The 12,865-nt window shown below is 36.8% G+C and carries 8 protein-coding genes and 1 pseudogene; 8 read left to right on the forward strand and 1 reads right to left on the reverse strand.

Translation table 11 applies throughout. The features are described from left to right. Nucleotides 1-143: 143 nt before the first annotated feature. The 8 genes from AT864_RS12620 (at nucleotide 144) to AT864_RS12655 (ending at nucleotide 11,949) form a co-directional block, all read left to right on the forward strand. Nucleotides 144-1,178, forward strand: a complete 1,035-nt coding sequence (locus tag AT864_RS12620) for a CBASS cGAMP-activated phospholipase (protein WP_066149363.1) — start codon at nucleotides 144-146, stop codon at nucleotides 1,176-1,178. Beyond that, nucleotides 1,153-2,139: a cyclic GMP-AMP synthase DncV-like nucleotidyltransferase gene (locus AT864_RS12625; RefSeq protein WP_231734650.1), complete on the forward strand. Its 987-nt coding sequence runs from the start codon at nucleotides 1,153-1,155 to the stop codon at nucleotides 2,137-2,139. The genes AT864_RS12620 and AT864_RS12625 overlap by 26 nt, the downstream gene beginning before the upstream one ends. Beyond that, nucleotides 2,123-3,904, forward strand: a complete 1,782-nt coding sequence (locus AT864_RS12630) for a ThiF family adenylyltransferase (protein WP_066149367.1) — start codon at nucleotides 2,123-2,125, stop codon at nucleotides 3,902-3,904. Before AT864_RS12625 ends, AT864_RS12630 begins: the two co-directional genes overlap by 17 nt. 1 nt (nucleotide 3,905) lies before the next feature. After that, entirely contained in the window at nucleotides 3,906-4,730 is an 825-nt protein-coding gene (locus AT864_RS12635; RefSeq protein ID WP_066149368.1) for a ribosomal-processing cysteine protease Prp, read from the forward strand. Nucleotides 4,731-4,866: 136 nt separating this feature from the next. Next, nucleotides 4,867-6,414 (forward strand): class I SAM-dependent DNA methyltransferase, encoded by a 1,548-nt coding sequence (locus AT864_RS12640; protein WP_066149370.1) that lies wholly within the window; start codon nucleotides 4,867-4,869, stop codon nucleotides 6,412-6,414. Continuing rightward, nucleotides 6,411-7,646: a restriction endonuclease subunit S gene (locus tag AT864_RS12645; protein WP_066149372.1), complete on the forward strand. Its 1,236-nt coding sequence runs from the start codon at nucleotides 6,411-6,413 to the stop codon at nucleotides 7,644-7,646. Before AT864_RS12640 ends, AT864_RS12645 begins: the two co-directional genes overlap by 4 nt. A 36-nt stretch (nucleotides 7,647-7,682) precedes the next feature. Continuing rightward, nucleotides 7,683-10,745, forward strand: a complete 3,063-nt coding sequence (locus AT864_RS12650) for a type I restriction endonuclease subunit R (protein ID WP_066149375.1) — start codon at nucleotides 7,683-7,685, stop codon at nucleotides 10,743-10,745. Nucleotides 10,746-10,815: 70 nt separating this feature from the next. Next, on the forward strand, nucleotides 10,816-11,949 hold the full coding sequence (locus AT864_RS12655; protein WP_066149378.1) for an SH3 domain-containing protein: 1,134 nt from the start codon (nucleotides 10,816-10,818) through the stop codon (nucleotides 11,947-11,949). A gap of 40 nt (nucleotides 11,950-11,989) precedes the next feature. Here the strand turns inward: AT864_RS12655 and AT864_RS18380 are convergent. After that, nucleotides 11,990-12,773 (reverse strand): annotated as a pseudogene (locus tag AT864_RS18380) (IS982 family transposase); the annotation flags it as partial. Nucleotides 12,774-12,865 lie beyond the last annotated feature (92 nt).

Here is a 12,865-nt window from a genome sequence, read left to right on the forward strand (position 1 = left end):
AGAGGTGGAGAAAGGTTGGATAAATCGAGTGAATGGAAGTTTGAAATCATTCTAAATGATGACTCGTGTAAAAGAGACAGGTATTTTATGTCCAAGAATTTTGTTAAGAATAAATTCGTTAAGGAAAAAAGTGAGGAGGAAATATGGAGGAAAAAAGACCATTTCAAATTCTATCAATTGATGGTGGGGGAATAAAGGGACTATACTCTGCAGTTATTTTGGCCGATTTTGAGGAACGATATGGTCAGTTATATAAACATTTTGACTTGATTTGCGGTACTTCTACAGGCGGGATTATCGCTCTAGCATTAGCAGCAGGCATTCCAGCGAAAGAAATTGTAAATCTTTACGTAGAACACGGTTCTGTGATATTTCCTTATAAGAATCGAATCTACCGTGGAATCCAAAAATTAAAACAAATTTTTCTGGTGTCTAAGTATAATGACAAAAATTTAAAAAGTGCTCTTCAGAGTGTTTTTAAGGATAAGCGAATAAAAGATTGTAAGACCCGTGTTTTAATACCTACCTCAAATATTACGACAGGAGAGCCGTGTATTATAAAAACTGACCATGCCGATAGACTAAATCGAGACAGTAATCATTTACTAGTTAATGTTGCTTTAGCAACTGCCGCTGCACCAACTTATTTTCCGATACAAAAAATTCCGACAATGCCTAATTCTGATGATCAATTTGTAGATGGTGGTTTATTTAGTAATAATCCCTCATTACACGGCATACAAGAAGCATATCAATTTTTTATTGGAAATAAAGACTACAATTATGAAAAATTTAATCTTTTGTCAGTATCTACATTGCACCAAAATTTTGCATTTCAAAAGGAACTTAAAATTCGTCATCGTTCGTTTGTTCTGTGGAATGCTAAGTTGATTTCTTTAATGATAGACTTGCAGTCTATTTCTACCCATAATCATATTGAGTATTTAAACAAGTCATTAAAAGGTCATTATGTAAGGATTAAGAGTGAAGAACTTATGGAAAAGGAAAGCAAATTAATTGATCTGGATATGGCCTGCGAGGAGTCTATCGACCTTTTGATAAAAAAAGGTCATGAAGCAAGCAGTAAGTGGGTAGATGATCTAAGGTTGCAACGCTTTTTTGAATTAGACAATCAGCAAACAAAGTTAAGGGGTGAGCCAGTTGGCACAATGCAATGATCTATTTCTAAAATTTGATGAGAAAATTAAATTAAAGCCGGAAAAGAAGGAATCTTTACGCACATCGAGAAATGCACTGAGGGAAAAAATTAAGGGTTATTTTGAAGAAACGTTAAAAGTATCTAAACCACAATTCTGGGGACAAGGCTCTTATATGATGAATACCACAATTGAACCGATTGAGGGAGAATATGATATTGATGATGGTGTATACCTCATGCATTTGGCCGACAAAAAAGAAGAAGATTGGCCAGCCGCCAGTACTGTTCATAACTGGACAGTGAAAGCAGTTGAAGGGCATACAAGTACGCCTCCAGTCAATAAAAATACATGTGTACGCGTTATTTATAAAAACAATTACCATGTTGATCTTCCTATCTATATAAAGGCTGAAGATGCAGAACATCCTAAATTAGCGCATAAAACAAAAGGGTGGATTGACAGTGATCCAAAAGCGTTGACAAATTGGTTTAATGATGAAGTTAAGAATAAGGGGGCTCAACTAAAACGAATCGTACGGTACTTTAAAGCATGGAAAGATTATAAAAAAGGGGACGATAAGTTTCCGAGTGGTATGATTTTTACCATTCTGGCTGCCAATCACTTTGTTGAAGGCTATGAAGAAGATGATGACTCAGCATTTGTTGCTACTGCTCAAGAAGTTTATGACCAATTAAATTCATCCTTTAGCCTTAAGAGACCTGTCTTTCCGGAGGAAGAATTGTTGGATGGATGGTCAGAAGCCGCAAAAACTAAATTCCTTAATAAACTATCTAATCTTATCACACAAGGCCAGAAGGCGCTGGAAAAAGAGGATAAAAAGGAAGCCGCTGATATCTGGTGGAAAATATTTGGTGATCGTTTTCCAGAATATACTCTACCTGAAGAAAGAGTGGACAAAGGGTATGCACTACAAACATCAAAACCGGCGGTGTTAGGAAACCATGGACGGTCATCTTGATTTACTAGACGTCTATGCTCAGATACGAAACGAATCCGTTGAATATCTAATGGATAAATATCACGCTATTATTGTAGATAAAAACGAAGGAACAAATAATCATCCTATCACCCTACAGATTAAAACTATTGTGGCAGACTATGAAGTCAATTTATTGATTAGTCTGCCTTTTAACTTTCCGGATTCGTTTCCAAAAGTTAAATTAGACGAACACAGTTTTAAGAAATTATATCCTTTGCCACATTTGAGTAAGTATAAAACACTTTGCCTTTTTGATAATGTATTAGCCAGTCCCAATCCGGCTAATCCTTTAGGTGTTATAGACGCAACAATTCAGAAAGCCAAGGAAGTTTTGACAAAAGGGGTATTAAAACAGAACTTTCAAGATTACATAGATGAATTTGAAACTTACTGGGGTGAAGACAGTAAAGGAAGTTATTTGTCGATTGTAGAGCCGTCTGAGGCACCAAAAGAAGTTTATTTAGTCCCATTTACGTACGCAAATTGGCACCAACAAGGAATTTTTGCAAATCAAAAAAGCGATGCTATTAGCTGGGTTCAAAATTTAGGTGGAACGGTAAGAGGAGAGGAGATTGCAAAAGTGTTGTATATACCTTTATCTAAGCCTATGCAGTTTCCTTTTCCAAAAAACAATAAAGATATTTACCATTTATTAAAAGACAATAAACTAGCCATACAGGCTCTTTCAGAATATTTGACTAAGCGTAAAAGGCCGACAAAAGTATTGTTTTCTATGCAATCTGACGGTGATTATTCATGGGGGGGATGGGAACATCTTCCCCCAATGAAAAAAGTAGTATTAAAATATAAAGGTCGGAAACGAATAAAAACTAGTATGAACGGCTTTAGAAAGGATAGTCAGCATGGGCTGCTTGAGTTAATAAGGGAGTTTCCTAAGAGAGAAATTGCTAAGTATTCTGTGGAAGATGTTAGAGCAGTACGCCTGAAAAAACGTGGCGGTGATGGTAAAACCGAGAATCATGGATTAAAAATAGTCATCATTGGCTGTGGAGCACTTGGGAGTCATATTGCACAAAGTATGCTTGATATCGGGATAGAGCATTTACTATTGGTTGATTATGACATTTTAAGTTTTGAAAACATCAATAGACATCTATGTGGGGCTAGTGATGTAGGTCAGTATAAAACAGAGGCCGTTAAAAGCAAACTGAGAAAACATTATCCTACTAGTCAAATACATGTTTATAACGGGAATGTTTTATCATTGTTAGCATCTAGTCCGAACGTTTTAAATTCTTATGATTTAATTATTGTAGCGATTAGTCACTTTCCAACAGAGTTGAGATTAAATCAATTACAAATGCAAAGTTTAATCAACAAACCTATGTTACATGTATGGGTAGAACCTTATTTGGCCGGTGGACATGCTATTTGGATTAATCCAGAAGACAAAATTCATCTTAAAACAACATTTGATGAAAGTGGTGCTTATAAATATCAAATATTGAAGGATGGGAACAAGTATACTAAAAAGGAACTTGGCTGCAATACATCGTACGTTCCATATGGTGTATTAGAGTTGAAAAGATTTATATTCGACTTAATGCTGTTTATTAAGCAGCAATTAAATACTGAACCACGTAGGAGCAAGGTTTTTACATGGCTAGGAAATATAACTGAGCAAAGAAAAAGCAGGAGGTTATTAGCACCGAAATGGGTAGGTGCCACTGATTTTTCTACAAGGTTTTATGATTTAGAAAATAACCAAGAAAGTGTTGATTAATGTGATATATAAATTTGGTGAAAAACATGTAGTTTTTACTGAAGAAATAGTAAAAACGTTTGAAAAGTATAAACAAATAAGAAAAGAACAACATGAGTCTGGTGGGATTTTGCTCGGAAAAGTGTACAACGACACTATTGTAATCGACATGATTTCTGAGCCATCAAAAGAAGATAAATCAGGACGTTATTTTTTTGAGAGAAATGTTCGCAAGGCTCAAAAGATTATTGAAACGGCATGGAGAGAATCGAATGGAGAAAGGATTTATTTAGGTGAATGGCACACACATCCAGAGCATACACCTACACCTTCAAGTGATGACAAAAAGTTAATAAAAAACATGTTAAATGATTCTCGTATGGAAATAGACTTTTTATTTATGGTGATAATCGGGATTACCAACAATTACGTTGCGATAAAACGGAAAGGACAAAAGCATATGGAACCACTCAAAAAAGTTAGTGCCAAAGAAGGACTGGAAATAACACTTTACGAAAATCCAAAAGGTAAAATATATGGATTTAAAGTTGCGGGGTATACAAACTTTTCTCCAAAGAGATACGATATCTACAATGCTGCGTTTTCACAAATTTTTTTCGGCACAATTAATTCTATTGTTGCTCTAACTGGTGTATCTGATTATATTTTGGAAGAAGCAAAGGCTTTCATAAGGTTCGTTATTCCTCGTCTCCAAGATAATGATGATGAGAAAATTTTTATTCTCTTTGATTCAATGGCAGTTCAGATACAAATGGTGTTAGAAGAAATGAAGCAAAAGGGACTAACAATTGTGAATGTAAAAGTCGAGAAATTTATTCATTCTTAGTGAATAAGAAAATCATAATGGTAGGGGATCGGAGAGGGTTCCTTACCTTTTATATTCCTCAAAATCTAATATTTAATAAACAAATATATGCTAAAATGAATAATGAAAATGGAAGATTTATGGAGGATGAAATAGCATGTCAGTTAAAGCCGATATTGATTTTCAGAAAGAACTATTTGAGGCAGCCAATAAAATGCGTGGGAGTGTTGCTCCTGCTGATTATAAACACTATGTTCTTCCATTAATCTTTTTGCGCTATCTTTCTAATAAGTACGAACAGCGCCGAAAAGAATTAGAACAAATCGTAAAAGACCCAAACAGTGATTGGTACATGGAAGATGCTGAAATGCAGCAAGTGATTATCTCTGACCCAGATCAATACAAGGCTGAGAACGTCTTTGTGGTTCCTGAAGAAGCAAGTTGGTCTTATATTATGAAAAACGCCAAGCAGCCAAATATTAAAGAAATTCTTGATAATGCGATGAAGCGTCTTGAAGAGGAGAACCCAGAATTAGAAGGCATGTTGCCTCGAATTTACCAAGGTTCGAACTTACCTGCTGAAAATGTGGCGGGCTTAATCGAAATCTTTTCTCGCGATGTATTTAGTGCCAATACTCATGAAAGTGTAGACGTATTAGGGCGTACATATGAGTATTTTATTAGTTCTTTTGCTGCTTCTGAAGGTAATAGAGGTGGAGAATTCTTTACACCGTCAAGTATTGTTAAGTTGCTTGTTGCTATGCTTGAGCCGAAAAGTGGTATCGTTTTTGACCCTGCGTGCGGTAGTGGAGGTATGTTCATTCAAAGTGAAGAATATGCTCCGAACAAACATGCACTTTCGTTTTATGGACAAGAAAATGTGGTAACGACCGTACGTCTTGGAAAAATGAATGTCTTGCTGCATGGCATTAATGCAGAAATTCGCTTAGGAGATTCGCTTTTAAATGACCAGTTTCCTGATTTGAAGGCAGACTACATTATTGCTAACCCGCCATTTAACCAAAAAGATTGGGGAGCAGACCGTTTATCAAAAAAAGACCCGCGCTTAATGGGACCTGTTACAAACAGCAATGCGAACTATATGTGGATGCAGCATTTCTTATATCATTTAAACGAAACAGGTACAGCAGGGTTTGTGATGGCAAACGGAGCAATGACAACGAATGTCAAAGAGGAGAAGGAAGTTCGCCAAAAATTAGTGGACGAGGGGTATATTGACTGTATTGTCCAACTGCCTGAAAAACTGTTCTTTACGACAGGTATTCCATGTTGCTTATTCTTTTTAAGCAAAAACCGTGACGGCAAAAACGGCTATCGCGCACGAAAAAATGAAATTTTGTTTATCGATGCCCGCAAAATGGGAAACCTCGTTAGTCGCAAACAAAAAGCGCTGTCTAAAGAGGAAATCGATAAAATCGCCGCCGTTTATCGTGCTTACAAATACGAAGAGGCAGAAGAATATGAAGATATTGCCGGGTTCTGTAAAGTTGCCACACTTGATGAAGTACGAGTCAATGACTACAAACTAACACCGGGGATTTACGTTGGGACGGAAATATCCAATGAAGACGATGTACCGTTTGAAGAAAAAATGGCTGAATTAACTCAGCGTCTTTTAGAACAGTTTGAAGAGTCTAATTGCCTTCAAGAAAAGATTAAGAGGGACTTGGAGGAATTGATGTGAGTAAATGGATTGAAGGAAAATTAAAGGACTTAGTCGAGGTAAACCCCACTGTAAAACTTAGAAAAGGTGAAATATATCCATTTGTGAGTATGGATGTTATTCAACCTTTTTATAAACCAGTAGAAGCAAAGGAAGAAAGAGAATTTAAGTCTGGCGGAGCAAAATTTGAGAATGGTGATACACTTTTTGCGCGAATAACACCCTGCCTTGAGAATGGCAAGATTGCACAGGTGAAAAACCTTAAAAATGGGAAAGGGTTTGGTTCAACCGAGTTTATCGTATTACGTGGTAAAGAGGGTATCACAGATACAGATTTTGTGTATTATCTTGTAACTAACAAGTCATTTCGCGAAAATGCTGAAAGGTTGATGGTAGGTACATCGGGGCGACAGAGGGTAGATAAACAACAATTCGAGAATCAGATCATTTCAATACCTGATCTTGAAACGCAAAAAAGAATTTCATCCATTCTTGGTAGTATCGATAAGAAAATCGAACTCAATATAGAGATGAATAAAACCCTCGAAGAAATGGCCATGACACTTTACAAGCATTGGTTTGTTGATTTTGAACTGTTTCAAGATGGAGAGTTTGTGGAGTCGGAATTAGGGATGATTCCAAAGGGATGGAAGGCTAAGAAATTGGGAGATTTATATGACACCTCTTCAGGAGGAACACCTAGTAGAAGAAAAACGGAATATTATCAGGACGGGACGATCAACTGGCTAAAAACAAAGGAACTTAATGATAATTTTATATTTGAAACGGAAGAGAAAATAACAGAGTTAGGATTAGAAAACTCTTCAGCCAAAGTCTTCCCTAAAAATACAGTAATTATTGCAATGTATGGCGCAACTGTTGGAAAGTTAGGTATTCTTTCTGAACCATCTAGTACCAATCAAGCATGTTGTGCTGTTATTGAAAAAAATCAATCATTTAGTTATGTTTTAGCATATCTATATTTGTTATTTAACCGTACAAAGATAGTAGGTCTGGCTAATGGAGGAGCGCAACAGAATATTAATCAGCAAATTATTAGAGATTTACCAATAGTAGTTCCAACCGAAAAGGCCTTAAATATTATCCAGCCCAAGTTATTGGAGTTATTTGAATTAATTCGAACTAATGAACAGGAAAATCGTTATTTAATAAATTTAAGGGACTATCTCCTTCCCCGCCTTTTATCAGGCGAAATTGATTTATCTCAAGCAGAAAAACAAGTAGAAGTTTAAATTTGGATATAAATTCGACTAGGAGGTGCAAGCAGCATGACGAGACCTCTAGGTGAAACGGAATTTGAAGAAACGACGATTGAACGTTTAAAGCGGTTAGGCTATGATTATCTTCATGCACAGGAATTGTTTCAGCGTGAAGAGCGTGACAGTCTTCACGAAGTAGTTCTTTATGGTCGGTTGGAAGTCTTCTTAAAGAAGGCTTATCCGGCCATACCTGAACATGAAATAAAAAGACTTGCTCAAGTATTAACAGCGCCAGATGGTGTAAAATTGATAAACCGCAATATGCATTTTCACAGAATGTTGACGAAAGGACTTGAGTTCTCTTATGAGGTAAATGATAAAAGATACACACCTCATGTTTTCCCGATTGACTGGGAACATCCAGAGAACAATGACTTTTTAGTAGTTAATCAATTATCGATTGAAGGACGTATGTCCCGCAGGCCAGATATCGTTATATATATTAATGGTTTACCGTTGATTGTATTTGAGTTAAAAAATCCAAACAACGAGCAAGCGACTGTTTATGATGCATATACCCAAATTCAAAACTATACGTATGATATCTCGCAATTATTTAACTACAACGCTTTTGCTGTCATTTCCGATAACGTGGAAACGAAGCATGGAATGCCGTTTGCCGATTACGATTTCTTTGCTTCATGGAAATCAATTGATGGACGAAATATTGATAACAACCGTGCCAATACGATGCGTACGCTGATTGAAGGATTATTCCCGAAAGATCGTCTACTAAATTATATTCGTAATTTCATTGTCTTTTTAGAGGAAGGTAGTAAAATTACAAAAGTTGGTGCAAAGTATCACCAGTTTTTTGGTGTGAACTTTGCTGTCAATGAAGCGATACGTGCGACACGGCCTGACGGAGACCGGAAAATCGGGGTTATGTATCATACAACGGGTTCTGGTAAATCGCTAAGTATGTTATTTTTCGCGGGAATTTTGTCTCGTCACCCTGAAATGGAAAATCCATCTATTGTTATTCAAGTAGATCGTAATGATTTAGATGAACAACTCTACGATACTTTTGTTCAGGGAGAATCATTTATTGGGAAAGTAAAACGTGCAAAAAATGTTGAAGAGTTGCGTACATATCTCAGAGCAGAGGCAACTCCTGTTATATTCTCTACGATTGAAAAATTCCGTAAAAAAGAAGGAGAAACTCAGCATCCGGTTTTATCCGAAAGACGAAACATTGTAGTGATTGCTGATGAGGCACATCGCACACAAGCCGGATTTGCAGGTGGATTTGCCGCACAATTGCGTTATGCTTTACCGAATGCTTCTCATATTGGATTTACAGGAACTCCAGTCGACTTTGTTGGGAACCATACCGAAGAAATTTTTGGACATATTATCCATCGTTATGATATGGCTCAGGCAGTGGCAGATAAAGCGACATTACCAATCTACTATGAAAGTCGCTTAATCCCGCTTGATTTATCTGCTGAGGACATTGATGAAAAATACAAGGAAATTATCGTAGATGCTGGGGGAGACGATGAAGAGTCAGAGAACTATAAAAGAAAATGGGCCGCTCTGGAAAAAGTCGTCGGTACTCCAAAACGGCTTCGTCGTTTAGCGAATGATATCGTATCACATTTCAACCAAGTGGCCAATCCATTTCAAAAAGCCATGATTGTTTGTATGAGCCGGCGAATTGCGGTTGATTTGTATAATTACCTAAGAGAGATTCCTGAATGTCCTCTTGTTGAAGTGATTATGACAGGGGATGTATCGAAGGATCCTAAAGAGTGGCGCGAAGTTCAGCTGGGAGGTAAATATGCTCATATTAAATCCAAAAAAGAGCAAGAAGAAGTGAAAGACCAACTTCGTGACCCAGAAGATCCTCTTAAATTTGTGATTGTCGTCGATATGTGGTTAACAGGAATGGACGCCAAACCGCTTTCTTACCTTTATGTCGATAAACCAATGAAAGGACACAATCTTATGCAAGCTATTGCCCGTGTAAACCGTGTGTTTCCGGGAAAAGAAGGTGGGGTAGTCGTTGATTATATTGGAATTGCTACTTCACTGAAGGAAGCAACTCATAAATATACGCAAAGTGGTGGCACAGGAAGCCCATCTTATGATATTTCAGAGGCTGTTAAAATCTTTATGGGCCATCTGGAGGCAGTAAGAGAATTTATTCCAAGTGAAATTAATGTTCAAAACTGGCGAATAAAACCAAAAATAGAACGAGAAGACTTCATTGCTGACCTTGTCAGTGTTCTTTTAAATAGTGATCCAGAAGAATATATTCAAGAGGCAACAAAACTTGAAAAGTCGTATCAGTTGGTGAAAAATCAGCCAGAAGTGCTTGAACTTGCAGATGAAGTCATGCTGTATTTAATGATTAAAGCACAACTTCGCAAACATTTGCGACCACCAATTGAAAAACCGAGTGAGAATAAAACATTAGAAGAGCGATTATCTGAACTCATTGATAACAGTCTGTTAGCGAAAGAAACTGTTGATATTTTCAAAGTAGCAGGGATTGAACGCCCGGATATTAGCATATTGGACGATGCATTCTTGGCAGATTTAACGAAAAAAGAGCATGAAGATTTACGCTTAAAGTTACTGAAAAAACTTTTAGAAGATCAAATTAAAGTGACATTTAGCAAAGGAAGTCCACAGTCAAAGGCATTAAGCGAACTGTTAGAGAAAACGTTAAAGGATTATCATAATCGTGTCATTCAGGCCGCTGATGTAGTCAGAGTGATGATTAAAATACGCAAAGAGATGGAAGAGGAAATGCGTAAGCGACATGACTTAGGACTCTCAGAGGAAGAAATTGAGTTTTACAAAGCCATCACTGCTATGGAGCAGGAAGCATTCTCAAACGAATTTCTTGCAAATTTAATCCATAAGGTTGTCAAAGCCTTAAAGAAACAATTAGCCGTAGACTGGACGAGTCCTCACCGTCGAGATGTTTACGCTAAAGTGAAATTAGCCGTCAAGCATGTACTCATGAAAGAAAAAATTACGGGTCAACAATTACAATTCTTAACAAACAAATTCATGGAACAAGCCGAACAGCAATATAAGGACTGGCCAATGCATGCGTAACAACTAGAACAGATGTCTCTTATAGGGGAATCTGTTTTTGTATAAATGGTTATGAAGGGAGAAGAAGCAGATGCAGACAGGAATGGATAGAGCGATTACTACAATTCTTACAAGGGAATCAGAGAGGATGTCACGATTAGAAAAAATATTTGGATACCAATCAAAAATAATGAAAGTAAGCAATGTAGGTTTAAATTTAGGAAGGAAATTTGATTTGAGTATGTATCAATCTGAACTTTCGAGAACATTCAATATAGTAGCCTCACAGTTAGAGATTATACAATTACATACGCGCTCCATTGCTGCATCATTAGAATTAACCAAAGCGTTAGGTAATAATCGGATCGGTCAAATGTATAGGATAACTGACTCTATGCAAGCGGCTTTGAATGCATCCAGACAACTAGGTTTGTCATTTACCAAGATTTACAATAGAATAAATAGTCCGATTGCAGAACTCCAATGGACAATTAATCAAAAATTAGAATTATATAAAATTAATTTGTCACCAACGATAAAAGCATTAGAACAATGGCAGGTTCAATTTAAAGAATTACAAAAAGTAAATTTTTCAAAGATTGAGGAATTACTTCGAAACGTAGAACTCACTGTTATTGAGCAAGACGAGAAAGAAAATTGGATTTTGGACGGCGAGTTTGTAAGAAGAGAGGAATTAGAAGAAGCAGTTTTAGAAGTATTAGGGCGTCAAGATGTATTAGTAAAGCAACGACCAATTGTTACACTTTTTAATAGCATAGTTGAACGTTTAGACAAATTGGAGAAGACTCAAAAATTGGGAAGGGCTCAAAAAATTAAGCAATTTGTTTGGGCAACTATCATTTCTATTCTGATTAATATACTTTCGGGGTACTTTGAACCTTTTTTTGAAACAAGCCAGAAAATATTTTACCAAGAAGTAATGAAACATAAAAATATCCTTTTAAAACAAGTACGTAAAGAGTATAAAGACAAAAAGTATACATTTGAAGAATTAAAACCATTCCGTATGGTATCAACAAGTCAATTACCTGTTCGCCAAACTAACAAAAGAAATACAAAGGTGGTTGATACATTGCATTTTGGACAAGTTGTGCGGGTGATAGAAAAAAGAAAAAATTGGACTTTCGTTGCTTATCAAAAAGAAGATGGGGAAGTAGTAAAGGGGTGGGTGCTAACAAGATATTTGGAAAAATTGACAAAATAAAATTACAAAGAATACCCGTGGTGCTAGTTGAAACGGAGTGCTTAACTAGCCCAAGGACAACAAGTGTGTAAGCCAATAAAATATCGTCTAATTCTGTTTTAAATCCTTCAACACTGTTTGCACGAATTGAAGTGAGATGAAATTTATCAATTAGTACTGCAAAAGAGGTTTCCACGATTTTGCGTTTTCGGCATATCCATTGTTTCCATCTTCTGAACAGGAAACACGATGATTTTTGCGAAACGGAGTCCGAAAGGCAATGCGATATCACTCATCAGTTTCTCTTGCAATAGCCTGTTGACATACCCTTTGTCCCCGAATGTATACGAATGTGGAAGTTGAGCCATGACTTTTTCTGCAGTAGTTCGGTCATGATAAGAAGCAACGGTGATCACATATCCGATCGTAAGTAAATGGTCGGTAAATCTGGATATACATCTTAAACCCATAGAAGAACATCTTCTTCGAAGCACAATATCCGATATCCGACACATCTCGAAAAACGCTTCACGTGTGAGGCACGCACATAGTGGCGTAGCTTGATCAGTAAACTGTCCACCACTGCGTAGGCATGATGCTCCCCGCGTTTGGCAATCTAGTGCCTAATCCATTTGATCGCCCAGTGTAAAGAACGGCAACGACGGTTGTATCGAGAACGTTCAGGGAACAAGGCTTTGGGAAACAAATTTCCGATCACAAACCGGTGTTCTAAGCCCGCTTGGAAGTGAAGCCAATAACTTCCCAAGGACATGGACGGTGATGATGACCTCGTTTTTCTACTTCAACAAATGACCATTTCGGCGTTGAAAATGAAGTCCCAGATTGCCTTTTAAACTAAAATTAAACATGCATTATAATACAATATATTCAAAAGATTCCTTGCTTAACCAATATCGAGATTAAACTCATGTTATAG

This window comes from Anoxybacillus sp. P3H1B (assembly GCF_001560855.1).
Classification (GTDB): domain Bacteria; phylum Bacillota; class Bacilli; order Bacillales; family Anoxybacillaceae; genus Anoxybacteroides; species Anoxybacteroides rupiense.